Origin of the sequence: Solwaraspora sp. WMMB762 (assembly GCF_049179115.1) — a bacterium.
GTDB lineage: Bacteria > Actinomycetota > Actinomycetes > Mycobacteriales > Micromonosporaceae > Micromonospora_E.
The window spans coordinates 2,494,558-2,520,202 of sequence record NZ_JBMHMD010000001.1; the positions used below are offsets into that span (position 1 = coordinate 2,494,558).

Consider the following 25,645-nt stretch of genomic DNA (forward strand, 5'->3'; position numbering starts at 1 on the left):
ACGATCGGGGCTGACAGATGAGCAGCATGCAGGAGGCGCAGCGGGCACACGCCCAGCAGGTGCACGCCCAGCACCGGGCCCAGGCCTTCGCGTACCGTCAGCATCAGCAGATGGTCTGGGAGGCGGAGAACGCCCGGCAGGCCGCCGAGCAGGCCGCCGCCGAGGACGAACGCCAACGCAAGCGTCTCTACACCGAGGCCCGTGCGGCGAAGGTCGCGGCGGCCAACGCGAACCTGCGGTCGCGGGTAGCCGAGCTGGAGGAGCTACTCGCCGACACCCTGGCCGTCGACGACCACATCGACCTCGAACGACTCAAGCGCAGCAGCACCCCGCCGCCGTTCGATCCGGGTGACCTCGCCGTACCGCTGGCCGCACCGCAGTGGTCCGATTTCGCCCCGCCGGAGCCGGCCGGTCTGGGCCGGATGTTCGGCGGCGAGGTCCGCCACCAGCAGCAGGTCGCCGAGGCGCGACAGGTGTTCGAGCAGGCCACCGCGACACACGAGGCGGCGGAGGCGCAGCGGCGCCGCCGGCTGGCCGCAGCCGAGGAGAAGTACCGTCAGCAGTGTGAGAAGCTGGCCGCCAAGATCGCCGCGCACAACGCGGCGATCGACCGGTTCTCCGCCGTCTTCGCCGCCGCCGACCCGAAGGCCGTCGTCGAGTACTTCGGGCTGGTGCTCGGAAATTCCGTCTACCCGGACGATTTTCCGCAGCGTTACCGGCTGGCCTACCTGCCCGAGTCCCGTCAGTTGGTGGTCGAGTACCACCTGCCGGCGGTGGAGGTCGTCCCCCGGATCCGGGAGTACCGTTACCAGCCGGCCGACGACGAGGTGACGGCGGTCGGCCGGTCGGCGACCGAAATCGCCGATCGGTACGCCGACCTCATCACCCAGATCACCCTGCGTACGGTGCACGAGTTGTACGAGGCGGACCGTACCAGGCTGCTGGAGACCGTCTGTATCAACGGCATCGTCGAACGGATCGACCCGGCCACCGGCCGACCGGCCCGGCCCTGCCTGGTCAGTCTGCGTACCACCCGGGACGAGTTCGTCGCGATCAACCTGGCCAACGTCGACCCGGCCGCCTGCCTGCGCCGGCTCGGCGCACGGATCTCCGCCCATCCGGTGGATCTGGCGTCGGTGCCCGCCGTCGTCGATTTCGACCAGGTCGACAAGCGGTTCGCCGACGAGATCGACGTCCTCGCCGACCTGGACCAGCGACCGGACCTGCTGACCATACCGGCTGACCAGTTCGAGCAGCTGATCGCCGACCTGTTCACCAAGCTCGGGCTGCAGATGCGCCAGGTGCGCACGACGGCCGACGGCACGGTGGAGTGCATGGCGCACGATCCCCGCCCGTTGTTCGGCGGCACGGTCGTCGTGCTGGCCCGGCGCGGCGGCGGCACCATGGACGTGTCGGCGGTCCGTGACCTCTTCGGCGTCGTCCAGGCGGAGAACGCCTCGAACGGCATCCTGGTGACCACCGCCGGCTACACCTCGGCGGCCTTCGACTTCGCTTCCGGAAAGCCGTTGGAGCTGATCGACGGCTCGGCGCTGCTGCACATGCTCGCCGAGACCGGCGGGGTCAAGGCCCGCATCGACCGCCGGGCCTGAGCCGCGACCGTCGCGGGTCAGCGGGTCAGCGGGTCAGCGGGTCAGCGGGGAAAGTACCGGTCCAGGAAGTCGTTGTGGAACACCCCGGCCGGGTCGTAGCGGACCAGCAGGTCGGCGAAGTCGTCCCACCGCGAATACCTGCCGGCAAGTTCGTCCCGGCCGATGCCGAACAGCTTGCCCCAGTGCGGTCGGGGGGCGTACGGCGCCAGCGCCTGCTCGACCGCAGCGATCACCGGCGTCACCGCCGTAGCATCCGCGACCCAGGTGAAGTGGATCGCGACGCTGTCCCGCGAATGGTTCATGCTCAGCCACAGTTCGTCGGCGGCGACGGTACGGATCTCGCAGACCTGCAGCACGGGCGCGACCCGGTCGCGAATCCGGGCCACCGCGTCGAGGGCGTCTACCACGTCGCCGGCCGCTACCAGGTATTCCGACTGTAGTTCGGCACCGCTGCTCGGGGTGAAGTCGAGCCGGAAGTGCGGCAACCTGGTGTGCCACGGACCGGCCACCCCCAGCTGGCTGGTGCAGTTCTCCACCGGCATTCCGGGCACCGGGTGGCGGGGGCCGTCGGCGGCGGCGAGCCCCAACCCGTCGGCATCGACCGGCGGATGGTCGTGGTCGGTGCGCCGTTTCACCCACACCTGGTCGATCCCGGTCCCGGTCCAGTCGGTGAACATGCTGACGCTGTAGCCGCTGGCCTGGAGTCGGTCCCATCCGGCGACGAGCGCGTCGCGGGACAGCCCGTGATAGACGTACTGCGCCACATCGAAGGTCGGCTCGATCGTCAGGGTAACGCTGGTGACCACGCCGAGCCCGCCGAGACCGACCACCGCGCCGGCGAAATCGGGATGGGACCGGTCCAGCCGGACCAGGTCTCCGTCGGCGGTCACCAACTCCACCGCCCGTACGGCGGTGGCGAGGTTGCCGTTGCCGCGCCCGGAGCCATGGGTAGCGGTCGCGCAGGCACCGGCGACCGAGATGTGCGGCAGCGAGGCCAGGTTGTGCAGCGCGTACCCGTGTGCGTGCAGGTGTTCGGCAAGCTCGCCGTAGCGGACACCGCCGCCGGCGGTGACCGTCAACGTCTCGGAGTCGACCGTCACCTCGGCGGGCAGGCCGGCGAGCGAGACGAGGTCTCCGTCAGTGTCGGCGATCCGGTTGAACGAGTGCCCGGTGCCGAGCACCCGCAGCCGGGCCGATCCGCCCACGACCTGTCGCAGTTCGTCGACGGTGGTCGGGCGGTGGACGTGACGCGCGGCGAAGGTTACGTTACGCGCCCAGTTGGTGACCACAGCGGCCATCAGCCCGTTCTCCTCTCGCCGACCCGCCTCACCGTACCCTGGACCAACGGAAGCTACGGTCGCGCCGGAGGAGGTCCCATGCGGGTGGCGGTGTTCAGCACCAAGCCGTACGACAAGCGGTTCCTGGCCGCCGCGAACGCCGAGGCCGGTCACGACCTGGTGTTCCTGGAGCCGAGGTTGTCGGCGGAGACCGCACCGTTGGCCGCCGGTTGCGACGCGGTCTGCGCGTTCGTCAACGACGACCTCAGCGCACCGGTGCTGGAGACGCTGGCCGGCGGCGGGGTCCGGCTGGTCGCGCTGCGCTCGGCCGGGTTCAACCATGTCGATCTGGCCACCGCGCGCCGGCTCGGGCTGACCGTCACCCGGGTGCCGGGCTACTCGCCGCACGCGGTCGCGGAGCACTGTGCCGGACTGATCCTGGCGCTCAACCGCAAGATCCATCGCGCCTACAACCGGGTCCGGGAGCACAACTTCGCTCTCAGCGGGCTGCTCGGCTTCGACCTGCACGGCCGGACCGTCGGCGTCGTCGGCACCGGCAAGATCGGCGTCCGGTTCATTCGAATCATGGCCGGGTTCGGCTGCCGGGTACTCGCCGCCGACCCGTACCCGTCGGACGAGGCCGTCGCCGCCGGCGCCAGTTACGTCCCGCTGCCGACGCTGCTTGCCGAGTCGGACATCGTCACCCTGCACTGTCCGCTCACCCCCGACACCCATCACCTGATCGACGAGGAACGGATCGCGCAGATGCGCGACGGCGTGATGTTGATCAACACCAGCCGGGGCGCGCTGGTCGACACCGCCGCCGTCATCCGAGGGCTGAAGAGCGGCAAGATCGGCTACCTGGGGTTGGACGTGTACGAGGAGGAGGCCGATCTGTTCTTCGAGGACCTGTCCGACCAGATGCTGCGCGACGACCTGTTCTCCCGGCTGGTTACCTTTCCCAACGTGCTGATCACCGGCCATCAGGCGTTCTTCACCGAGGAGGCGCTGCACAACATCGCCACCACCACCGTCGGCAGCCTGACCGCGTACGAGCGGGAGGGCACCCCGGCGGACATCCAGCCCGACGCCCTGGTGCACTGACCGACGAACCCCGTACGCGGGCGTCCGGGCCCAGCGCCCGGTCGCAAGCCCGGTCCGATCCGGCCGGGAGCAGACAGTGTCAAAGTCATGGCTGAAGGTCTGCCGGTTCCCCGTTCCCGCCGGTTCACACCGGTTATCTTCCCACGTCCGCGGAGACTCTTCACCCTGACGGATGCTCAGCCCGGGCCGGCCCGGCAGCGCGGCCCAGCCGGCCGACCAAGGGGCAGAACCAGGAGCGCACCGAGAGTCAGGAGTGACGCCATGGGGTACCTCACCACGCAGGACGGCACCCAGCTCTACTACAAGGACTGGGGTTCCGGCCCCGCCATCGTGTTCTCACACGGCTGGCCGCTGAACGCCGACGCATGGGACGGCCAACTGCTGTTCCTCGCCCAGCAGGGGTTCCGGGTCATCGCGCACGACCGGCGTGGGCACGGCCGGTCCAGCCAGTCGCCCGAGGGCAACGACATGAACGGCTACGCCGACGACCTCGCCGCGGTGATCGAGGCGTTCGGCCTGACCGACGCCACGCTGATCGGGCACTCCACCGGTGGCGGTGAGGTCGCCCGGTACATCGGCCGGTACGGCACCGGTCGGGTGGCGAAGGCGGTGCTCATCTCTGCCGTACCGCCGATCATGGTGCAGACGCCGGACAACCCGGACGGGCTGCCGCTGGCCGTGTTCGACGAGATGCGGGCCAGCCTGGCCCACGACCGGGCGCAGTTCTACCAGGATCTGGCGATCAAGTTCTACGGCGTGAACCGGCCAGGTGCCGAGGTTTCCGACGGCATCCTGCACCAGTTCTGGTCGTGGAGCATGCAGGCCGGGCTGTGGAACGCGTACCAGAGTGTGGCGGCGTTCTCGGAGACCGACTTCCGTGACGACCTCGCCGCCTTCGACGTCCCCACCCTGGTCATGCAGGGCGACGACGACCAGATCGTGCCGATCGGGAACGCTTCGATGAAGACCGCCCAACTGGTGTCCGGCGCCCAGGAGGTCTACTATCCGGGCGCCCCGCACGGTATCACCGCGACCCACCAGGACCAGGTCAACCAGGATCTGCTCACGTTCCTGAAGAGCTGAGCCTGGCACCGGCCGCGTTCGTCGGCCTGAACCGACTCCGTTACAAGTAGCCGAGCGGTCCGTTTCGCCAGGACCGCTCGGTCCCCCAATTCGTCTCGCACCTCACGCCGCACACCGGGTCCTGCTGTCCGCAGGGGATGAAGTCGATCGACCCGCCGTTGAAAAATTCGTAGCGCTCCAACGGAATTGCGTGCTGCTGGACCCTGGCGACCCGGGCCAGTCTGGCCGCTGACAGCGGCCCGTACTGGTCGACCTCCTGGCGGTAGTGCGCCATGGCGTCAATCACTCCCGGCGACCGACGCAGCTCATGCGTCGGCCAGGAACGGCCGGAAGTACGGGTGCAGGCCGGGCGAGTCGAAGTCACAGTCGACAGTCAGCACCCGGCGGCCGGTACTGGCGAGTGGCTGATTCCAGCGCTCGGCAACCTCGTCCCTGCCCCGTCGGGCCCGCCCCCGGACAGCAGCAGGCTGATCGACCAACGCGGTCTACCGCCGGATCGACGTACGCGGCGGTCTACCGCCGGGCCGCGCCCGGCGGCCAGATCACCCGCACCGTGATTCCCCGCCGGTTGGCCTCCGCGACCATCTCGGCGGTGCCACCGACGCCGCCCTCGGTGCCGTCCCAAACCGCGAAAAGAAGATCGCAGCGGTCGAGAACGAGCCGACCCGCCTCGGCATAGGTCCGACTACCGGAAACCGTTCCGGCGTACGAGACCGATCGCGCGAGGGCGAGCAGATCGTCGAACGCCGGCCGTCGCACCGGTCGGATGCACCTGGACCGGTAGTCCGGCGCGGGCAACACCACATCAAAGGTCGCGCCGACAGCGACGATCTCCTCGGCGAACAACTGGTCGGCGCCTTCCGCGAGGCAGGTCAGCCCGTGGATCGGTCGGCGGCCGGCCTGTCGGTGGACCTCACGCAACGCCGCTCGCAGCGCCAGCCGGACCAGCCGGTCGGACCCGGCGGCCAGCCCGATGTGACCGGAGACTCCGATCCGCAGTTCACGATGCCCCGACGCGGCGCCGGGTCCGGTGCCGCCGGCGGCACCGGAGGTGTCGGCAGACCTGGTCGCCGTACCGCCCCTCACCGCCGATGCTCCCGGGTCGCCGACCACCGCGTGACCGGCTCCGAGGCGCCGGTACCGACCCGCACGATCTCCAGCCCGACATCGGCCAGCACACCGGGGATCTGCCGCATCTCGTCGCGGTTCTTCTCCTTGACCTGCTCCGGAAGCTCACGCCAGGGACGCAGGTCCGGATGGGTACGGGCGGCTCGGTCCCGCTGCAGGCCGTGCACCCAGCCGGTCGACCTGCGCTCCCGGGACCACCGTTGGTGTTCCAGCACGGCGAGCCGTTCGATCTGCTCCCGGGTCAACCGCACTGCCACGTTCGTCCGGGTCCGTGGCGCCAACGCCAGCCCGAGGACCCGCAACTTCCGACCGATGTCGGCGGCCTGGGCACGGTTCGTCCGACGCAGATCCTCCGGTAGCGAGGCCCAGGGCAGCAACGCCGGATCGGCGACCGACCCGACCGCCCCGACCCGCGACGCCAGCAGGTACCGGTCGTGGATCGACCGGCCGAGCCGCTCGACCAGGTCGTCGCCGATCCGATCGGGGTCGCTGGCCGCGTCGACCGTCGGGTAGCAGCGCACCGTGCCGGAAATCGCGTCGAGCAGGCCCGAGCGGCCGTCGCCGTCGGCGAACGCGCCGGCCAGGCCGGCGAGCCGGGTGACCGGTACGGTGACCGATCCCGGCCCGCCCCGCCACAACGACGGTGTGGTCAACGCGATCTTCAACGCCTGCTCCTCGTCGTCGAGGCAGAGCAGGACCCGGTCGTGCGGGACGCGGAAGGCCGGGCCGGGCAGCAACGCGTCCGGCTCGCGCTCGTAGCACACGACGTCGCAGACGCCGCCGAGGAACGGGTACCGGTGCACCAGATCGTCGACCACCGACCGGGCGTTCGCGGCAATGAGATCGACACGGAGCCGGCCGGCGGTGTCCGGCTGGTGGATCCGCCAGTGCCGGGCCGCTTCGACCAGCACCGCGCGGCCGAACGACGACATCCCGATCACCAGCAGCCGACTCAACCGTACGGTCGGCAACGGGTCCTGCCGGAACAACCAGCGGGCGGCGAGCTCGTCGACGTTGAAGAAGTCGAGCCGCAGATCGACGCCGGCCGAATGGCTCAACCGGCGGGCCTGCATCGCCAGGCAGAGTTCCGGATCGTGGAGTTGGGCGTAGACCCGCATGCCGCCGTTGTGTTCGTCGCGCAGCATGCCGGCGGTGGTGGCGGCGAGGATGTTGTCCGTGCTGTCCTCGGTGCAGGCGTACACCAGCGCGGCGCGTCCTACGCCGGCCGCCCGCAGCACCTCGGCGGCGGTGGGGTCCCCGGGTACGGTGTACCACCGACGACGGGACGGGACCGGCGTGCCCGACGGCAGGCCCACCACGACCACCTTCCTGCCGGCGGCGTGCAACCGGGCCGCGAGGTTGCGGGCCATGGCCGAGTCACCGCACACCACGACGTGCCCGCTGGCCCGCCGGGCACGCAACCGGTGCAGTTCACCGGTCAGCAGTACCCGGGCGGTCTCGACGAGAGCGAACACGGTCGCCGCTGGCGCGGTGAACCGGGCGACCTGCAACTGCCAGGGCAGGTCGGCTCGGTCCGCGAGCTGATCTGCATCGAGGACGAAGAGCTGCAACGTGTAGTAGAGAACGTCGACCGGCGTGGTCGTGCCGCCGCGCTCGCCCACGAGCAGCTCGGCGTAACCGACGAATCCCAGGATCGCCGACACCCCCGCCAGCAGCACGAAAGTGATGCGGAGCAGGGTGATCGTCGTTCTGTTCCGGTCCTGGTCCAGGGAAGCCTCCCCACCGTCCGGTCTGACGGCCGATGTAACGAGTATCACCCATAGGCGCCAGTCGGCTACCGAACGCTTGACCATCACATTTCACGGTGAAGTAGGAAAATTCGCCTTGGTGCCACTGGTCCGTCACCACGCACACCGACCGGATAAGATTCCTTCGCCGGGGCGGTAGCTCAGCCGGTCAGAGCAGGGGACTCATAATCCCTCGGTCGCGGGTTCGAGCCCCGCCCGCCCCACCAGGTGCAGCGTTTCGCGAACCGGATCCAATTCTCAGGTGTTGCCGGTTGACGTCGTGGGTCATCTGCGTCCACAGGGGACTGCGCGCCCAGCGACAGCACCACGGCGATGAACCGGACGGCGGCCGGAGACCGGGGAGGAGGACAGAGGCGCTCGGGGCGCCGATCCTTGTTCGCCGAGCTATGGGTGGCTCCGTCGGGGCGGCGGGATTCGGCACCAGTGTGACGGCCGCCGAGCCGAGCAGGGCATCGTGCAGCGCAGCCTGGACGGCAGCATGCCGGGTTACCCGAAGCTGTACATCCCGTTCGTCGACGTGCGTGACCGTCGCCGCCGCCCACGTGCTGGCCATGACCACGCCCGGTGCCGCCGGCCAGCGGTTCCTGCTCTCCGACGGCCCGGCGATCATGATGAAGCAGGTCGGCGTCCTGCTAAAGGCCAACCTCGGCTACGCCAAGAAGGTCTCCAACGACAAGGCCCGCCGCGTGCTGGGGTTCCAGCCGCGCCAGGCCGACGAGGCGATCCTCGCCGCCGCAACCACGATGCTCGACAAGAGCCTGGTCAAGAAGTGAGGGGTGCCGACAGTGACCCGCCTACGGGTCACCGCCAGCTTTCCCGGCTCCGCTGCAGACCGTCGAGGATCAGGTCGAGTCCGACGTCGAACTCGACCGCATAGGAGTAGCCGGGTGCCAGCGCCCGATGAACGATCATCTCGGCGAGATGCGGCAACTCGTCACGGGGCAGTTGCTCCAGGATCGCGCCCGCCACCTGGGTGACCTCGGCGGACGAGGTGAACGGCAGGCTGAGTTCCTGCAGGGTGAACCCGTAGACATAGCTGTCCAGCATGGAGAGCGCGTGCGCCGCGCCGGCGACGGAGAATCCACCTGCACGCAGACAGCCCAGCACCGCGTCGTGGTGGCGCAGGGTCGCCGGGCCGGGGTTGGTCCGGGAGTCCATCAGACCGATGGCCCACGGGTGCCGGATCAGCGCCGCCCGCATCGAAGCCGCCCGGTCCCGCATCGCGGCACACCAGTCGACCCCGTCCGCCGGTAGGTCGATCTCACCGAACACGACATCGACCATTCCGTCGAGGATCAGGTCCTTGTTGCGGAAGTGGTGGTAGAGCGACATCGCCTCGACGCCGAGCCGCTGCGCGAGCCGGCGCATGCTCGGCACCCCCGAACCGGCCTCGTCGGCCAGCGCGACCGCTTCGCGCAGCACCAGGTCCCTGGTGAGCGCGGTGCGCCGGTTCCCGGGCGTACCGGCTGGCTCTGTGACCACGTGATCCTCCTGCCGTCATCCGCTCGGACCGCTTGACAACCTTACACCGCAAGGCTGTACCTTACAGCGTAAGCCAATCGTGGTGCGGGGAATTCGAGAGACAGGAGTGGGACCATGGAACCGATCGGCACCGACGGAGTCGGCCAGCCAGGTGCGGGCCGGCGGATCTGCGTCGTCGGCGCGTCCGGGAAGCTCGGGCGGTACATGGTGCGGCAGGCGCTGGAGCGCGGGTACGAGGTCGTCGCCGTGTGCCGCGAGAAGAGCGTGCCCAAACTGTCCGAATTCGACGGGCGAATCACCGTGGTCCCCGGTCCGACCAACTCCCGTACGGTCATCGCCCAGGCGGTACGCGGCTGCGACGCCGTGCTCACCGTGCTGGTGCCGTGGGGGGTGCAGAGCTACGCTTCGGGCACCGCCCAGGCGGTGCTCGACTACGCCGAGCCCGGTGCCCGGCTGATCTTCTCCTGCGGTTGGCACATCACCCGCGACGGCCGGGACGTCTACCCCCGGGGGTTCAAGCTCTACACGACGGTCTTCGGCTGGCTGGCAAAGCTGCTGCGGGTGGTGGACGTCGACGACCAGGTGCAGGCCTGCCAACGGGTCTTCGCCAGCGGCACCGACTGGACCGTCGTACGCGGCAGTGACCTCGAGGAGGGCGACAGCCAGGGCCTGCCGGTGTGGAGCCGGCACGTGGGTGACCCGGTGCTGGCCAGCAACCTGACCCGGCGCATCGACTACGCCCGGTTCATGGTCGAGGCCGTGGACGACGACACCCTCATCCGGGAGGCCCCGGCCATCGTCGGTCGGCTGACCCCGTCCGCCCTCGCCCATGCCGGTCGACCGCAGTGACAGGCGTGGCCCAGCCGGTGCGCCGACGCACCGGCTCGCCGGCCCGGTGTCCGAGGTCGGACAGGGCTGCGACGGCGGTCTCAGGATCCCTGTCCTACCTGGTCAGCGGCGTTTGATCGGGATAGCGTCCGGATTGCCCGGCGGGGACGCCCGCAGGTATCCATCGTCACCGACGGTCGTCGCGACCACCCCTCGGTCCGGCGACGCGTACCGGACGGCGCCCCGGTGACCGCGCGGTGACTCCCGTACGCCAGTGGGAGGACAGATGCATCCGTCGTTTCCTGAGTCCGAAGACCCGGCGCCGGCAGCCCGGCATTCCGCAGCTCCGCTCAGCCGTGATTGCGCACATCCGCCCGCCCGGCGCTCCACGCACCGGACCGCGCACCGGACCGCGCACCGGTCCGCGCGGCCGGATCGCAGCCGGCGTCGAATCCGGGGTGTGCTCGCCGCAGCGACGGCCGCGCTACTGGCGGTCGCCGGGCTCACGTTGATCCCGAACGCGAGCGCCGCCGAGAACCCGTTCGAGCGGGGTCCAGCCCCGAGCGCGTCCAGTCTCGCCGCCGCCCGGGGCCCGTTCGCGACGTCCCAGGTGACGGTGTCGTCGCGCGATGCCAGCGGGTTCGGCGGCGGCACGATCTACTTCCCGACCAGTGGCGGCGAAGGCACCTTCGGTGGAGTGGCGGTCGCCCCCGGCTTCACCGCGTCCCGGTCGAGCATGGCCTGGTTGGGACCCCGGCTGGCATCACAGGGGTTCATTGTATTCAATATCGACACCATTACCCGCTCCGACCAGCCGGCGAGCCGCGGCCGGCAACTTCTCGCCGCGCTGGACTTCCTGGTGGAGCGCAGCCCGATTCGGGACCGGGTGGACCCGGACCGGCTCGCGGTGATGGGTCACTCGATGGGCGGTGGCGGTGCGCTCGAGGCGGCCGAGTCGCGCCCGACATTGCGGGCGGCGATTCCGCTCACCCCGTGGAATCTCAACAAGAACTGGTCGCGGGTGCAGGTCCCAACGATGGTGATCGGCGCCGAACGAGACACGATCGCCTCGGTACGATCTCATTCCGAGCCATTCTTCGACAGCCTTCCCTCCGATTTGGACAAGGCATATCTGGAGCTCAACAACGCCAGCCATTTCGCACCGAACATTCCGAACGCTACCATCTCGTCGTTCAGCCTGGCGTGGCTGAAGCGATTCGTCGACGACGACACCCGCTACGAGCAGTTTCTCTGCCCACCGCCCCGACCCGACGGAGAGATTTCCGAATATCAGGACACCTGCGCCCGCGCGTCCTGATCACGCGGTGAGCCCGGCCGGCGCAGACCGCCGGCCGGGCTCACCGTGGGCTCACCGCGCCCCGCAGAGCAGGGACCGCAGCGCCTGTTCGGTCAGGTCGAGGTCCGGCTGCCGGCCGGCGAGCAACTCCGCGTAGATGGCGGACTCGACGATCCGGATGTAGAGATACGCCAGCGCCTCCGGTGCGGCGTGGATGGCCAGATCCGGGTCGAGCACGTCGACAAAGATGTCCGCCTGGGCACGGATGAACCGCCGGTGCACCCAGCCCGGCTCGGCGAACAGGACCCGGGCCGCCGTCTCGGGTTCGTCGGCGAGGAACTGCCGGAACGGCGCGGACCGACGCACCGCGGCGGCGTAGCGCATGGTCACCTCGATCACGCCGTCCACCCCGGTCCGTCGACGTGCGCCACGCGCTTCGGCCAGTTGACGGCTGCCGAGCCACCACAGGACTTCACCGAGCAGCCGGTCCCGACTGCCGGTGACCCGGTAGAGCGTCGCCCGGCTGACCGCCAACGCGTCGGCGAGTCCGCCCATGTCGATGGTGCCGTGGCTGAGGAAGTACCGGCCGCCACCGCGTACCACCGTCTCCTCGCTTACCACCCGACGGGGTACCGGACTTCGGGCGACCGGTATCTGTGCGGTCTTGCCGTTGCCGTGTCGCGTGCTGCTGGCCGGGCGGACCCGGTAGGCCATTGACCCCATACTCTGGGCACGTTCCGTGATCGCCAATGGTTCAAAGCATCGCCATGATTGATCCGGCCAGCGGATACTCCGCCAACAGTTGGTGAATCACCGCAATCTGCCCGACTCGGCGGATGGGTGGAACCCCGCCGATCAGGATGGCGGCCGCCATAGATCAAGCAACCAGGAAGAAGCAGCCGACCGGTCGGCAATGTAAAGATCCATGCACTTCATTCCGATCGGAAGGCAGGCTTGCCATGAGCAACGATACGGTGGTTCTCCTATTTCCCATCGCCGTGGCGATCATCATGCTCGGACTCGGGCTCACCCTGACAATGGAGGACTTCCGCCGGGTCCTGCGATACCCGCGGGCCATGGTGGTCTGCCTGGTCAGTCAGATGCTGGTACTGCCAGCGCTCTGCCTCGGTCTGGTCTTCGTGCTCGGTCTGCGCCCCGAACTGGCGGTCGGCATGATGCTGCTCGCCGCCTCACCGGGCGGCAGTACGGCGAGCCTTTACAGCCACCTGTTCAAAGGTGACCTGGCGCTGAACATCTCGCTCACCGCAGTCAACTCGGTGCTGGCGCTGTTCACCCTGCCGGTGATCGTGAACCTGTCCGTCGCCGGGTTCATGGGGTCGGACAGCTCGATCGGGCTCCAGTTCGACAAGGTGATTCAGGTGTTCGCCCTCGTGCTGATCCCGATCTCCATCGGCATGGCGGTCCGGCGGCGGTTCACCGGCCTCGCGATCCGGTTGGAGCGCGCGGTCAAGGTGCTGTCCGTCCTCGTGCTGCTGATGATGATCGCCAGCGTGATCGCCGGTCTCGGCGAAGAGGTGTTCGACGTCCTTGGCGAGATCATCCTCGCCGTCGTGCTGTTCAACCTGCTCAGCATGACGATCGGCTACTTCGGCCCCCGGCTGTTCCGGGTCGGTGAACGCGAGTCGATCGCCTCCGCCTTCGAGATCGGCCTGCACAACGCCAGCCTGTCGATCACCATCGCGATGACCCCGACGCTGCTCGGCAACACGGAGATGGCGATGCCCTCGGTGACGTACGGATTCGTCATGTTCTTCACCGCCGCTGTCTTCGGCTTCATCGTCGCCCGGCGGGTCCCGGCGGCAAGGGCGACCGCCGAGCGGGCGGCGCCGTCCAGCCGGGTCTGACCCCCGCTGACCCCTGATGTGACCCAGGGCCCGAAGGTCGGCGCCGGCACCGTAGCGACAGCCCGGTGCCGGCGCCGGCCTCTGGTCAGGAACCGGCAGCCATCGTCTGGTCCGGAACCGGCGCCGGCCTCTGGTCAGGACCGACGACGCAGCACCGCGCCCGCGACCCGCCAGCCGCTGGCGAGTGCACCCTGGATAGACAGGCTGTCGCGATGGTCGCCGGCGACGAAGATGCCGCTGCTGACCTGCGCCGGTGCGCGCACCGTGCCACGCGGCGGCACCGCCGCCGGCAGCGCGCCGACGACCGCCACCGTCCGCAGGTGACACCAACCGGTGGTCGAGGTCTGGTACAGCCGTGCCAACTCGGCCCGGACGACCGTCTCTGGCGGTGTCTCTCGGCCGACAACGGAGGTGGCGATCAGGTGCCGACCGGGCGGGCGTAGTCCGGTGCCGCCTGACTGACCACGACGGGCGGCCGCCGGTGGATCGGTCGCCACGATGATCCACCGGCAGCGCAGGTCGGTGTCCCGGGTGCGCACCAGGCCAGGCTCGATCGCCGTCACGTCGGTCGCCAGCCGGAGCCGGTCGGGCGGCAACGGGCCGGCGACGGCACGGGGCAGGGCGGCCATTCCGGCGGCCGGCACCCCGATCCGACCCTGGGCGAAGGATCGCAGAATCATCGCGACGACATGATTCGACGTTTCCAGGTCGGGGTCGGCGAGCACTCCGGGCGGGACTGGTCAGGGCGTACCGCATCAGCAGCCGACCGAGTCGAAGTCGGTCCGGCAGGGTGCCGACGCCGGCGAGCAGCGTCGCCGGTGCGGCGAACGGCATCCACAACGGGTGCGCCAGCCGTACTGTGTCATCGGCTCGCCGGACCAGCTCAGCAGGAGTGAAGAAGCGCAGGTCGAGGCGGTCCAGATCGATCAGGCTGCCGCAAGCCCAGCGAGCCCGGCACCGACGATGACGACCTCCGCCGCGACGGCCATCCGTGGAAGCTCCCCCGTTTGGACTCGAACCAAAAACCTGCCGGTTAACAGCCGGCTGCTCTGCCAATTGAGCTACGGGGGACTGCTGCGTAGCCGGCAGCGGATCTCTCCGGCCGCCTGGCGACGGGACAAGAGTACAGGACGCCACCGCCGGATGGGCGACCGGGTTCGCCACCCGGACCGACCGGGTCCACCGTCTCGAACCGACCGGGTCCACGGCACGGCCCGGCCGGTCGAGCTCCGACAAGAAGCCTATCGAAACGGACAAAAGACCGAGTTGTCTGTGCTGACGCGTGAGAAAGGAGCAGGATGGGTAGACAGCACCGGACAGATGACGATGGCACGACCGGGTCACTCATCGGCCAGCCGGCACCGAACCGGACCGACGGCCGACGGGTACACCGGGTCAGGTACGGAAGGAGCCGCCATGCGCGGAAAACTTTGGTTCATCGGCGGGGTGGCCGTGGGTTTCGTCCTGGGCGCCCGCGCTGGCCGAGAGAGGTACGACGAGCTGGTACTCAACGCACGCAAGGTGATGGACCACCCGACGGTGCAGGAGGCCGCCGGGGTGGCGCAGGCTCAGGCCAACCGGATCTACGCGGAGGGCCGGGAGCGGCTCAGCCACACCCGGCTGGGCGAACGCCTCAACGGCCACGACCACCTCACCACCCCCGACAGCAGTCTCGCCGACGCCGGGATGGGCACGGCCTCCTCGCCCGGGTCCACCGGTGCGACGACGGCCGGGAACAAGCCAGGCAAGGGCACCGGGCCCGGCGGCAGCGCCAGCTGACGCCGGCACGCACCGTCGAGAACGCGGCGTACGCGTGGGCCGGTCACCCCCGTTGACGGGGGGTGACCGGCCCACGGTCGTCCCGGTGTGTTCGCCGCCGCTGGTCCGGCGGCGGCCAGGTCAGTCCCGGCTGCTGGAGAACGCCGCGTCGAACGCCGCCGTCGGAGCGTCGAACGCCTGCTGACGGACGAACCGCAACGCCTCGGGGGCGCCGACCAACCGGTCCATTCCGGCGTCCTCCCACTCGACCGAGATCGGTCCGTCGTAACCGATTGCGTTGAGTGCCCGGAAACAGTCCTCCCACGGCACGTCGCCGTGCCCGGTGGAGACGAAGTCCCAGCCCCGCCGCAGATCCGCCCAGGGCAGGTGGGAGGCGAGCCGGCCACGCCGACCGTCGCCGGTACGGACCTTCGCGTCCTTGCAGTCGACGTGATAGATCCGGTCGGCGAATTCGAGGATGAAGTTGACCGGGTCCAGTTCCTGCCAGACGAAGTGCGACGGGTCCCAGTTGAGGCCGAACGCCGGCCGGTTGCCGATCGCCTCCAGGGTGCGGCGGGTCGTCCAGTAGTCGTAGGCGATCTCGCTTGGATGCACCTCGTGGGCGAACCTGACGCCGACCTCGTCGAACACGTCGAGGATCGGGTTGAACCGGTCGGCGAAGTCCTGGTAGCCGCGTTCGATCATCTCCGGCGGCACCGGTGGGAACATGGCCAGGGTGTGCCAGATCGACGAGCCGGTGAAGCCGATGACGGTGTTGACGCCGAGCTTCGCAGCGGCCCGGGCGGTGTCCTTGATCTCCTCGGCGGCGCGCTGACGGACGCCTTCGGGCTCACCGTCGCCCCAGATCCGGGCGGGCAGGATCCCCTGGTGCCGCTCGTCGATCGGATGGTCGCAGACCGCCTGGCCGACCAGGTGGTTGGAGATCGCGTAGACCTTGAGGTTGTACTTGGCCAAGGTCTGCAGCTTGCGCTCGACGTAGTCGTCCTCGGCCAGCGCCCGGTCCACCTCGAAGTGATCGCCCCAGCAGGCGATCTCCAGGCCGTCGTAGCCCCACTCCGAGGTCAGCCGACACACTTCCTCGAACGGCAGGTCGGCCCACTGGCCGGTGAAGAGCGTGATGGGTCGCGCCATGGTCCTTCTCCCGTTGTCGTCACTGGGATCCCATCCCGCGCCGCAGGTGCGGCGCGTGGTTGGACCGGTGCGAGGTGACGGCCCGATGAGCTACCGGCGTTGAACTACCCGGTCGTGGTACACCGACCGGTGGGGCGGGCAGCGGACACCGGCCGGCTGGTCACGACGGCACCCGGCACGGTCACCGTACCGGCGCGACGCTTCCCGACCGGGCGGGTTGCGCCTCCCGCCCGGACACCGGCCCGAGGTACGGGCCTGCCCGCACCACTCTAGGCCGGTTGCGGGCCGCCGCGATAGAGGCAGCCGAGGTACGGCGACAGGGTACGACGCCAGCGGGTCACGAGCCTGGCTGGTCAGTAACCCCACTCGGCGAGCGGCTTCTCCAGCACCCGGTCAACCGCAGCCAACTGCTCCGGGCTGAGTTCCCGGTGGTACGCCGCCCCGCGACCGCTGTGGAACTCGTACCGGCGGAAGCCACGCTCGAACGCGGGCGACCAGTCGAGGCCGAGAAAGTCCAGCATCCGGGCTACTTCGTCGCGCGGTGCGACCAGCAGATCCTCGTACCGTATGTCCAGCCATTGGCCGACCGGGTGGCTGGCCCGAGCCTCGGCGAACGCGGCCATCAGCATCTTCCAGCCGAGCGCGGCCAGCACCGGAAACGACCGGTCGGCTTCTTCCCACTCGGCCCGCAGGTCGGCCGGCAGCGGGCCGAGGAACCAGTTGTCCGGCCCACGCCAGCCGTCCCACCAGCCCATCTGCAGCCACGAGTTGGCCACCGCCCGTCCGTCGCGGACCACGTTGACCACCCGCAGATCCGGGTACGCGGCATGCAGCCAACCGGTGCGGGGCCAGCCGGTGACGTGTTGCAGCAGCACCTGGCAGCCCTGCCGCTCGACCCGGCGGTCGAAGAAGGCGCGCAGCCGCTGGCCCACGTACGGGGTGAGGTCGTCGGCCCGCAGGTCCCGGCACGGCCTGGAGTAGCCGGCCATCACCTGCCGGTCGATCAGCCGGTACGCCTCGGACGGCGCCACCCGCAGCCGGCCGCGTTCCAGCAGGCGACGGCTGTGCCCGAGCGAGGTCATGCCGGCCGGCCGGGGCGTCGAGCGGCGGTAAAGCCGGCCGTTGCGGCGACCGGCCAGGTTGAGCCGGGGCAGCTTGTCGTCCAGCCCGGACACGAAACCGACGGCCGGGTGCCGGGCCAGGATCTCCTGGACGAGGGTCGATCCGCACCGTCCGGTGCCCACGACGACGGACAGCATCGGGTCAGCCTTCCTTGCTCGGTGTCGTGGCGGGGACCGGCCCGCCCGGTACCCCGGCCGGCCCGCCCTGGACCGGCCCGCCCTGGGTCCCGGCCGGGGCCGGGGGCGCTGCGGGTCGCCGTACCGGGTAGCCGAAGCGGCGCAGCAGCGGCAGCGTCACCGCGGTGACCACCGCGAACGACCGGCCGGGCAGCGCCCGGACCCATTCGGCGTCGTCGCTGACCGGGACCGCTCCGGTACGGTGCCGCGCCGGGTTGCCCGCCACCGAATGGGTGGGGGCCAGAGTGACCCGGCCGTCGGCGTCCACCGGCAGCCCGGCCGGATCCAGCCCGGCGAACAGCGCGATCCGGCCTAGCTGACCGGCCGGGTCGGCAACCACGTCCTCGTAGCGGATCCGCAGGTAGCGGGCGGGTCCGGCGGCTTCGAAAAACCGCGCGGTGGCGGCGTTCCACACCCGCCACAGCAGCGCCGCCTTCCACACCGGCGGGCGGCTCATCAGCTTGCGGTCCGCCGCGCCGTCCAGTCCACGCCGACGGCGCCAAGAGAAGGCGGTGCCGCGCGGGTCCCGGACCAGGTGCAGCACCCGCAGGTCGATGCCGGGCAGGTCACGCAGCAACGCACCGTACGGTGGCAGCTTCGACGAGTCGACCACCACCACCGGTCCGTCGCCGCTACGACTCACCTGGCGGGCGACCGCCGGATAGACCGCTGCGATCGCGGCATCGTCGGCGTGGTGCGGCACGGCCCGCCGGCCGGCGCCGGCCCGGCGCAGCATGGCTGGCAGGTCCCGCATCCGCAGCCTGGTCCGCAGTCGTCGGGCTATGCCGGCGGCGGCAGCCGGGTCGGCGGCAGCCGGGTCGGCGGCAAATGCCGGACCAGCAACGGCTGCCAGCTCGGCGGTGACCGCCCGCCAGACCGGACAGGCGTTGAACGGCGCGCCGCAGCCGCAGGGACGGTTGTCGACCATCCCGCGCTGCCAGAGGTAGCGCAGCTCGCCGGCGGCGAAACAGCCGTCCAGCTGCCCCAGGACGGTGGTGATCAGGGTACTGCCGCTGCGACCACTGCCGGCCAGGTAGAGCACCCGGACCGGAGGACTCGACGGGCCGGACGCGCCAGCGGCAGAGGATGTACCCGCAGCAGAGGGCGTACCGGCAGCAGGGGGCGTACCGGTCATCGTCGGGTTCCGGCCGGGGCGGTCAACGCCGCGGCCAAATAGGCGTCGCGGAGCCGGTTCAGGTGCAGGTCGGGCGTGAAGTCACGGTCGATCTTGTCCCGGGCGGCCCGGCCCATCGCGTACGCCCGGTCCGGGTCGGCGACCAGCCTGCCCAGCGCGTCGCCGAGCGCCACCGGGTCGTCGGCCGGGACGGTCTCGCCATCGACGCCGGGACTGATCAGCTCCGGCAGCCCACCGAGGTCGGTGCCGACCACCGGCACGCCGCAGGCGAACGCCTCGAGCACCGCCATCGGCTGGTTCTCGTGCCAACGGGACGGCACCGTGACCGCCGCCGAGGACCTGATCAGGTCGTGCAGCCGGGACTTGTCCAGCCGGCCGTGGAACCGCACCCGGCCGGGTGCCACCCGGTCGGCGAGGGCCCGGACCGCAGGCAGCGCGGGGCCGTCGCCGGCCACGTGGACGGGCACCTGCCGGGGCAGCCGGGCGACCGCCTCGACCAGCGTGTCCACTCCCTTCTCGGCGGAGATCCGGCCGGCGAAGACCACTCCCCCGCCCGGCGAGTCCTTCACCGGCACGGCAGCTGTGTCCACGAAGTGGTTGATCACCCGTAGCCGGTCCGGGTAGACGCCGGCCCGGCGCATCACGTCGGCGAGGAACCGGCTGGGGCTGACGAACACCCCGACCGGACCATAGGCCTGTGACTTTCTGTGTATCCACGACTCCACAGCGAGTAGCGTACTGGCGGATGCCGATCCGTCCTTGCACCTGCGCCGCGCGGCGTGTAGCGGACCTCCATCGACGCACGCTTCACAGACCTTCCCCTGGTCCAGCAGCTGGTAGCTGGGGCAGGCGAGCTTGTAGTCGTGCATGGTCAGCACGCACGGCACCCCGACGTCGCGGGCGGCGGCGAGCACCGACGGAGACAGCTGGTGGTAGATGTTGTGCAGGTGGATGACGTCCGGCCCAAAGTCCTCGATCACCCGGGTCAGGCCGCGGCGGCTCGCCGGCGACCAGATCATCCGACCGGCGACGGCCAGCCGGGGGCGCAGTCCGCGCGGTGCCGGTTCCAGCTCGACGTGCGGCGGGAAGTGCCGGGCGTACGGCAACGGCCCGTCGTTGTCCGGGTGGGTCATCCCGAAGTACGCAACCTCGTCCCCGGCGGCGCGCTGCAGATCGGCGAGGTCGATCAGATACCCCTCAGCGCCACCCCGACGGTACAAAAACTTGTTCACATGGAGGACACGCATCAGTCCGGCCCGCTCGCTCGATACCGGGGTGTGGCCACCCGGTTATGGTGGCGCAGGGCTCCCGCCCTGGCTGCTGCCTCACGCTATGCACCCACGCCGGGTTAGTCCAGTACCGAATCGCCAACTAGCTGATCGGATGATCTTGTGTGGCTGACCAGCCTGCGTTCTGGCGTTTCGCCCCGATCCGTGGGTAGCCTGACCGCGGCCCGACCTCGCCCCAGCCTGGCCACAGCGGCTGGTGACGTGCCCGAGGAGGACCGGTGAACGACGACGAGCCTTCCACCCTGGCCTGGACCGCGCGGCGAATCGCCCGGCACGCCCGATGGATCCGCACCGAAGGACTCCGCCGCCTCGTCGAGGAGGACCGGCTCAACCCGGTCGACCGGGCCACCACGGCGTGGACCAAGCTGCGCTGGCGACGCCAGCACGGCGTACCCCGTGGTCAGGCCACCCCGGTCTACCTGGTCGGCCTGCAGCGGTCCGGCACCAACATGCTGGTCCGCGGGCTGGAGACCGCCGGCGAGTTCGAGGTCCGCAACGAAAGCGACCGGCGGGTCTTCCATCGTTTTCAACTCCGCGACGACGCGGTGCTGACCACTGTGGTGAACCGGAGCCGACACGCGTACGTCCTGGTCAAACCGCTGTGTGAAAGCCACCGGGTGGACGAGTTGCTCGCCCTGCCCGGGATGGCGCCGGGTCGGGCGGTCTGGGCGTGGCGCGACGTCGACGACCGGGCCCGCTCCGAGGTGGCCAAGTTCGGCGACGCCAACCTGCGGGCGCTCGCCGCCATCGCCGACGGCACCATCGGTCGCCGCTGGCAGGGCCAGCGCCTCGACGCGGACACCTACGAGCTGATCCACGGCTTCGACTACCGACGGATGGACCGGCACACCGCCGCCGCTCTTTTCTGGTACGTCCGGAACACCCTCTACTTCCGCCTCGGCCTGGACCGCCGCGACGACGTGCTGCTCAGCTCGTACGACGCGTTGATCGCCGATCCGGCCGGGCAGATCAGCCGGCTGTGCGATTTCCTCGGGATCGCCTACCGCCCCGACCTGTCCGCGCACATCGCCCCTCGCACCCCCGCCCGCCAGCCGCTGCCGATCGACCCGGCGGTCCGTACGCTCTGCGACGAACTCACCGCCCGACTGACCGCCAGCGGCCGCCCACACTCCCCCACCACCCCACCTCAACAAGCCGACACCGACCGGCGTACCCCGGTGAGCGTGGAAAGGACCGACCATGGCTGAAGCCCCCGCGCCGGCCGCCGCCGAAGTGGCGCAGTCGCCGACGGCGCCCATCTTCCTGGTGGGCTGCCAGCGCTCCGGCACCACCTTCCTGCGGCTGGTGCTCGACTCGCACTCCCGGATCTCCTGCGGTCCGGAGACCCGGTTCCTGCCGGACCTGCGACGCATCGTCGGCTCCGACTGGGAGCGGCTGGCCCGCTTCGGCTTCACCCGGGAGGACTGGCTGCGCCGCATCGCCGATTTCTTCGGCGGCGTGCACGCCGACTACGCCGCCGGCCGGGGCAAGGCTCGGTGGGCCGACAAGACCCCGCTGTACGCGATCTCGCTCGACTTCGTCACCGAGGTTTTCCCGGACGCGCAGATCGTGCACGTCATCCGGGACGGCCGCGACGTGGTGGTCTCGCACCGCAAGCGGTTCGGGTACTGGTCGGCGGTGAAATGCGTGGTCAAGTGGCCGCGCTACATTCGTACCGCCCGCGCGATGGGTGCCACCCTGCCAGCTGACCGCTACCACGAACTGCGCTACGAGGACGCGGTACGTGAGCCGGAGAAGTCGATGCGCGCGCTGTTCGAGTTCCTCGGCGAACCGTGGGAGGAAGGCGTGCTCGACTACGTCGACAAACCGCATGACGTGGCCGGAAAGTACACCAGTGAGGCGGACCGACGCCGCGCCTCCGCCGGCACCGACTCGGCCATCTACCGGTCCCGGGTCGGCAGCTACCGCCGGGAGCTGGACCCGTTCCTGCGGCTGCTCGTCGCGGTCTTCTCCGGTCGGATGCTGCGCGAGCTGGGTTACCGATGAACACTGCCACCCGGCCGAACACCGCGGCCCGGCGCTGCGTGGCGGCGGCGCTCGGCGGGCTGTTGCTACTTGCCGGCTGCACCAGCGCCGACGAGGACACCACCCCGCCACCGGTGCCGCCGACCGGCGCGCCGCTGCCGAGCCTGCCGCCGTACCCCGAGGACACCCACCCGTTCGGCGCGCACTGGGACTGGAACAGGTACGACGAGTTCCTGCCGTACCTGCGCAAACTGTCCGGGTCCGCCACCTACCACGAGATCAGCTGGTGCAGCATCGAGCCGACCCAGGGGCAACAGGACTGGTCGGCCCTGGACCAGATCGCCCAGCGCAGCCGGGAACTCGGCATCGTGCTGAACATCAAGATCCGGACCGAGATGTGCTGGGCCACCGGTGGCACCCCGGAACACGTCCGCGGCCAGGCCAACAAGACCGAGTCGACGATGCCGCTGGACATGGCCGCCTACCGGCAGTTCGTCGGTGACGTGGTGCGCCGCTACTCGCCCTACGGCGTCCGCCAGTATGCGATCGAGAACGAGGTCAACGCCCCGCAGTACTGGCGCGGCACCCCCGAGGAGTACGTCGAGCTGGCCACCGCCGCCGCTGAGGCGGTGCACGCCGCGAACCCGGACGCGGTGGTCGTCGACTCCGGCATCAGCAGTGTCGCGTACGGCTTCGGGGTGGTCGACCGGCTGGTCCAAGCCGGCCGCGACGACGAGGCGATCGCCGCCTACAACGCGTACTTCCAGCGGCGGATCGGCACCCGGGGCCGCAAGATCCCCGAGGTGGACACGATCGAGACGCTGCGGACCGCGCTCGACAACGAGACCAACGTACGCAACGTCGCCTTTTTGGCCGCCACCGAGCAGCTGATCGACGACGGCGTGGTGCAGCTGCGCCAGGTGCACTACTACGAGCACTTCGACGGCGTACCGGCGCTGCTGGACTACCTGGCGGCGGAGACCCCGGTCGACGTGCCGATCGAGGCGTGGGAGGTCGGGCAGTTCTGGCGCGACGGTGACGGTGACGACGTCAGCCGGGCCGAGGAGGTCGTCAAGGTCTCCACCATGCTGTTGGCCGGCGGTATCCGGCAGGTGATGTGGCTGCCGCTGGGCTACAACCCAAACAACCGGGCCGGCAGCGAGGTTCGCTACGGCCTGCTCGACCCGGACGGTACGGAACGTGAGGCCGGCCGGATGTTCGAGAGCCTGGCGGTGGCGGCGCGTGGCGCGACCGTCACTCCGGTCCGCCGGGACGGACTGATCGGCATCGCGTTCCAGCAGGGCGGGGAGAGCACCCTGGTCGTCTGGTCCGGCGAGGTCAACGACGCGGTACGGGTGTCGGCGGTGCCGAGCCTGCACGCCGGGCCGGCCGGCGCCTCGCCGACCAAGACAGCGGCCGAGGTGACCGTCACCGATCGGCCGGTGCTGCTGCACGCCACCGGCACCCCGGAGTCGATCCTCGCCGAAGTGGACTGACACCGGCCGGTGGCCAACGATCCGCCGCGACTGGTCAGCGCGCTCAGGCTGATCAGCGCGCTCAGGCTGATCACCGGCTCCGGTGTCCGTCGAGGATGGCCAGAATCTCGCGGCGGACCTGCTGCGGCTCGGTCACCAGCCGGCGGTGTGCGAACCGCACCACCTGGATGCCGACGGTGGCCAGCAGCGCGTCGCGCCGTAGATCGATCTCACGCTGGGCAGGGCTGCCGTGCGAGGCGGCTCCGTCGAGCTCGAAGTCGATCCGTTCCCGCTCGGCGTACACGTCCAGGTAGATGGTGCGGCCACCGACCCGGATGAGCTGCTGGCGTTGGAACGTTGGCATCCCGGCACCGACGAAGACGTGATCGTGGCCCCAGATCTCCAGCTGGCTGCGGCAGCCGGCGGCGAGCTTCGCCAGCAGCGTCCGCAACCCGGCCCGGTCGGTGAGTCGCGGCAGCTCATCGAGAGTTGCCCAGATCCGGTCCGCGTTCGTCCACCTGTCGTTGACAGCCCGGATCAGCGGAGCCGGCCGGTCGGCGGCCGACAGCAGCGGCCAGGACTCGACAAGACTCCGTTCCAGCCGCGTCACCGGCGCCTCGTCGCGTACCACCACCTGCGGCGGACCGACGGCGAACGCCGGTCGGTGGTGCACGGTCAGGCCGGCCTGGCTGCGAATTCCCACGCCGATCGGCACCGTCAGGTGCAGTGCCTCGTCGGTGGGTTGCTGGCGCAGCCCCCAGAGACCGAGTGCGGTGGTGTGGCTGAACGCGACCCGACCGTCGGCGTGGGCCAGCACCGCACGCCGACGCAGCTGCGGTGCGAGCAACTGGATCGACGGCACTCCGCCACGGTTGTCGTCGATCAACTCGGTGGTGACGTAGACGCCCGGCAGAACGCGCCGCAGTCGACCGGCGCGTACCGCGTCGTCCAGCACCCAGCGCGGCACCATCTGAAGGGCCCGGCGACGGGCCACCACACCGCCGCTGCGCCGGCACAGCTCCTCGATCACCTCGTTCATGCTCGGCTACGCTGCCGCGACCTCGGCCGCTGGACGGCCCAGCTGCGGTCGCACTGTGGACAGCTTCCTGACTGTGGACAGGCTGCTGTCTGCCTCGGTAATGCGCTATCGACGTGTGATCACTTGACAGTCTGCTGGGCGCCCGTCGGCGTGTCGGCCGAATTTTCATCATCTGATCATGAGGGCAGCCACTGATCATGAGGCGGCGGGCTGCTGCTCCGGCTCGGGCCGGCGGTCGTAGGCGGCCAGGGTCGCCTTGTTCGTGCTGGCGTCCTGGAACACCAGCTCCCACGGGCCGGTGTTGACGTCCATCTCCTTGCCGAACCCAATCCACTTGCCGGCCAGCCGGCGCCCGGTCGGCTCGGTCAGCAACTGGATCGCGCCGTGGTAACGGGCGCCCCGGTAGTAGCCCTGCGGCGCGGTCTGCTCGACCCAGGTTCCGGTGACCACGTTGCCGTCGACGGTCAGGTCCATGGTGAGCGGCGCGTCGGAGGAACCGGGCAGACTGCGTACGGTGAGCCGGTCACCGTGCTGCAGCAGCACGACGTAGTGCCGACCGGTGAACGTGGCACCACGACCCGAGCTGTAGTACTCGTACCTGGACAGCCACACCCCGGAGTAGTTGCCGGTCGGCGCGGTCCGCAGGGCAGGGCCACCGCGCGGCACCGGAGTGGACGCCTGGCCGGTCGCCGGCACCTGAGCACCCCGCGCTTCGTCACCGCCCTCGCCACTCCGGCCGCCGGTTCCATCCTCGCTGGCGTCGGCGCTGCGGGCATGCGGGACCGCCACAGTGAAGCCGAGCGAGCTGATCGGCAGGCCGGTGACCGACTCCAGGGCACGCGCGTACGCCGGACGGGGCGAGGTAATCGCCCCAGCCTCCCAGCGTTGCACGAGGCGCTTGTTCGCATCGTTGGGCATTCCGGCGCGATCCCCTGCCTGCCGCAGTGCGCGGGCGAAGTCGTCCTGACTCATGAGCAGGCCCATCCGCACGGCCCGCAACGTCGCGTTCGGAGTGGTCGTCATGCGAGTGATCGTAGCCCTTGTGTCGCCGGAATGTCGCCCTGCAGACA

General features: G+C 70.1%; 22 protein-coding genes, 2 tRNA genes and 1 pseudogene. 12 read left to right on the forward strand and 13 right to left on the reverse strand.

The features are described from left to right. Window positions 1-17: 17 nt before the first annotated feature. On the forward strand, window positions 18-1,610 hold the full coding sequence (locus tag ACN27J_RS10985) for a restriction endonuclease (protein WP_421365669.1): 1,593 nt from the start codon (window positions 18-20) through the stop codon (window positions 1,608-1,610). A gap of 41 nt (window positions 1,611-1,651) precedes the next feature. Here ACN27J_RS10985 and ACN27J_RS10990 read toward each other — a convergent pair whose 3' ends face one another. Then, window positions 1,652-2,908 carry an FAD-binding protein gene (locus tag ACN27J_RS10990; RefSeq protein ID WP_421365672.1) on the reverse strand — a complete coding sequence of 419 codons (1,257 nt, stop codon included), beginning with the start codon at window positions 2,906-2,908 and terminating at the stop codon, window positions 1,652-1,654. A 78-nt stretch (window positions 2,909-2,986) separates the two neighbouring features. On the opposite strand from ACN27J_RS10990, the gene ACN27J_RS10995 reads away from it, so the two are divergent. Further along, window positions 2,987-3,991, forward strand: coding sequence for a 2-hydroxyacid dehydrogenase (locus ACN27J_RS10995; RefSeq protein WP_421365675.1), 1,005 nt, complete (start codon window positions 2,987-2,989; stop codon window positions 3,989-3,991). Window positions 3,992-4,252: 261 nt separating this feature from the next. Next, window positions 4,253-5,074, forward strand: coding sequence for an alpha/beta fold hydrolase (locus ACN27J_RS11000; protein WP_421365678.1), 822 nt, complete (start codon window positions 4,253-4,255; stop codon window positions 5,072-5,074). A 513-nt stretch (window positions 5,075-5,587) separates the two neighbouring features. On the opposite strand, the gene ACN27J_RS11005 is transcribed toward ACN27J_RS11000, so the two are convergent. Beyond that, window positions 5,588-6,160 (reverse strand): hypothetical protein, encoded by a 573-nt coding sequence (locus ACN27J_RS11005; RefSeq protein ID WP_421365681.1) that lies wholly within the window; start codon window positions 6,158-6,160, stop codon window positions 5,588-5,590. Then, window positions 6,157-7,881, reverse strand: a complete 1,725-nt coding sequence (locus ACN27J_RS11010; RefSeq protein ID WP_421365685.1) for a RyR domain-containing protein — start codon at window positions 7,879-7,881, stop codon at window positions 6,157-6,159. Before ACN27J_RS11010 ends, ACN27J_RS11005 begins: the two co-directional genes overlap by 4 nt. A gap of 219 nt (window positions 7,882-8,100) precedes the next feature. Here ACN27J_RS11010 and ACN27J_RS11015 point away from each other — a divergent pair. Further along, a tRNA-Ile gene (locus ACN27J_RS11015) sits at window positions 8,101-8,177 on the forward strand. A 315-nt stretch (window positions 8,178-8,492) separates the two neighbouring features. After that, window positions 8,493-8,744, forward strand: coding sequence for a hypothetical protein (locus tag ACN27J_RS11020; RefSeq protein ID WP_421365688.1), 252 nt, complete (start codon window positions 8,493-8,495; stop codon window positions 8,742-8,744). Between the two features lie 28 nt (window positions 8,745-8,772). Here ACN27J_RS11020 and ACN27J_RS11025 read toward each other — a convergent pair whose 3' ends face one another. After that, window positions 8,773-9,453, reverse strand: a complete 681-nt coding sequence (locus tag ACN27J_RS11025; protein WP_421365690.1) for a TetR/AcrR family transcriptional regulator — start codon at window positions 9,451-9,453, stop codon at window positions 8,773-8,775. A 114-nt stretch (window positions 9,454-9,567) separates the two neighbouring features. On the opposite strand from ACN27J_RS11025, the gene ACN27J_RS11030 reads away from it, so the two are divergent. Together ACN27J_RS11030 and ACN27J_RS11035 are read left to right on the forward strand one after the other, a co-directional pair. Beyond that, window positions 9,568-10,302 carry an NAD(P)-dependent oxidoreductase gene (locus tag ACN27J_RS11030; RefSeq protein WP_421365693.1) on the forward strand — a complete coding sequence of 245 codons (735 nt, stop codon included), beginning with the start codon at window positions 9,568-9,570 and terminating at the stop codon, window positions 10,300-10,302. A 439-nt stretch (window positions 10,303-10,741) separates the two neighbouring features. Beyond that, the gene (locus ACN27J_RS11035; RefSeq protein ID WP_421365696.1) at window positions 10,742-11,599 is read left to right on the forward strand and encodes an alpha/beta hydrolase family protein; all 858 of its coding nucleotides are present in this window, start codon (window positions 10,742-10,744) and stop codon (window positions 11,597-11,599) included. 51 nt (window positions 11,600-11,650) lie between these two features. Here ACN27J_RS11035 and ACN27J_RS11040 read toward each other — a convergent pair whose 3' ends face one another. Further along, window positions 11,651-12,199 carry a QsdR family transcriptional regulator gene (locus tag ACN27J_RS11040; protein ID WP_421365699.1) on the reverse strand — a complete coding sequence of 183 codons (549 nt, stop codon included), beginning with the start codon at window positions 12,197-12,199 and terminating at the stop codon, window positions 11,651-11,653. Window positions 12,200-12,537: 338 nt separating this feature from the next. Between ACN27J_RS11040 and ACN27J_RS11045 the strand changes: the two genes are divergently transcribed. After that, window positions 12,538-13,443 carry a bile acid:sodium symporter family protein gene (locus ACN27J_RS11045; RefSeq protein WP_421365702.1) on the forward strand — a complete coding sequence of 302 codons (906 nt, stop codon included), beginning with the start codon at window positions 12,538-12,540 and terminating at the stop codon, window positions 13,441-13,443. 134 nt (window positions 13,444-13,577) lie between these two features. Here ACN27J_RS11045 and ACN27J_RS11050 read toward each other — a convergent pair. Continuing rightward, window positions 13,578-14,159, reverse strand: a pseudogene (locus ACN27J_RS11050) (FAD-dependent oxidoreductase); the annotation flags it as partial. 282 nt (window positions 14,160-14,441) lie between these two features. Then, window positions 14,442-14,514, reverse strand: a tRNA-Asn gene (locus tag ACN27J_RS11055). Between the two features lie 345 nt (window positions 14,515-14,859). On the opposite strand from ACN27J_RS11055, the gene ACN27J_RS11060 reads away from it, so the two are divergent. Further along, window positions 14,860-15,222, forward strand: a complete 363-nt coding sequence (locus ACN27J_RS11060) for a hypothetical protein (RefSeq protein WP_421365704.1) — start codon at window positions 14,860-14,862, stop codon at window positions 15,220-15,222. A gap of 120 nt (window positions 15,223-15,342) precedes the next feature. On the opposite strand, the gene ACN27J_RS11065 is transcribed toward ACN27J_RS11060, so the two are convergent. From ACN27J_RS11065 to ACN27J_RS11080, 4 genes are all read right to left on the reverse strand, one after another. Further along, on the reverse strand, window positions 15,343-16,353 hold the full coding sequence (locus tag ACN27J_RS11065) for a sugar phosphate isomerase/epimerase family protein (RefSeq protein ID WP_278170568.1): 1,011 nt from the start codon (window positions 16,351-16,353) through the stop codon (window positions 15,343-15,345). 353 nt (window positions 16,354-16,706) lie between these two features. Continuing rightward, window positions 16,707-17,612 (reverse strand): sulfotransferase family protein, encoded by a 906-nt coding sequence (locus tag ACN27J_RS11070; RefSeq protein ID WP_421365706.1) that lies wholly within the window; start codon window positions 17,610-17,612, stop codon window positions 16,707-16,709. Between the two features lie 4 nt (window positions 17,613-17,616). Next, window positions 17,617-18,786: a sulfotransferase family protein gene (locus tag ACN27J_RS11075; RefSeq protein ID WP_421365709.1), complete on the reverse strand. Its 1,170-nt coding sequence runs from the start codon at window positions 18,784-18,786 to the stop codon at window positions 17,617-17,619. Beyond that, on the reverse strand, window positions 18,783-20,033 hold the full coding sequence (locus ACN27J_RS11080; protein ID WP_421365712.1) for a glycosyltransferase: 1,251 nt from the start codon (window positions 20,031-20,033) through the stop codon (window positions 18,783-18,785). The genes ACN27J_RS11075 and ACN27J_RS11080 overlap by 4 nt, the downstream gene beginning before the upstream one ends. Before the next feature lie 260 nt (window positions 20,034-20,293). Here ACN27J_RS11080 and ACN27J_RS11085 point away from each other — a divergent pair, with 260 nt between their 5' ends. Genes ACN27J_RS11085 through ACN27J_RS11095 form a run of 3 tightly spaced genes read left to right on the forward strand, consistent with a single transcriptional unit; the run spans window position 20,294 to window position 23,557 of the window. Continuing rightward, window positions 20,294-21,283, forward strand: coding sequence for a hypothetical protein (locus ACN27J_RS11085; RefSeq protein ID WP_421365715.1), 990 nt, complete (start codon window positions 20,294-20,296; stop codon window positions 21,281-21,283). Further along, complete coding sequence (locus ACN27J_RS11090; protein ID WP_278170574.1) at window positions 21,276-22,082, forward strand: sulfotransferase family protein; 807 nt, start codon at window positions 21,276-21,278, stop codon at window positions 22,080-22,082. Before ACN27J_RS11085 ends, ACN27J_RS11090 begins: the two co-directional genes overlap by 8 nt. Next, window positions 22,079-23,557, forward strand: a complete 1,479-nt coding sequence (locus ACN27J_RS11095; protein ID WP_421365718.1) for a hypothetical protein — start codon at window positions 22,079-22,081, stop codon at window positions 23,555-23,557. The genes ACN27J_RS11090 and ACN27J_RS11095 overlap by 4 nt, the downstream gene beginning before the upstream one ends. Before the next feature lie 70 nt (window positions 23,558-23,627). On the opposite strand, the gene ACN27J_RS11100 is transcribed toward ACN27J_RS11095, so the two are convergent. Further along, window positions 23,628-24,575, reverse strand: a complete 948-nt coding sequence (locus tag ACN27J_RS11100) for a DUF559 domain-containing protein (RefSeq protein WP_421365721.1) — start codon at window positions 24,573-24,575, stop codon at window positions 23,628-23,630. A 195-nt stretch (window positions 24,576-24,770) separates the two neighbouring features. After that, the gene (locus ACN27J_RS11105) at window positions 24,771-25,607 is read right to left on the reverse strand and encodes a helix-turn-helix domain-containing protein (RefSeq protein ID WP_421372191.1); all 837 of its coding nucleotides are present in this window, start codon (window positions 25,605-25,607) and stop codon (window positions 24,771-24,773) included. Window positions 25,608-25,645 lie beyond the last annotated feature (38 nt).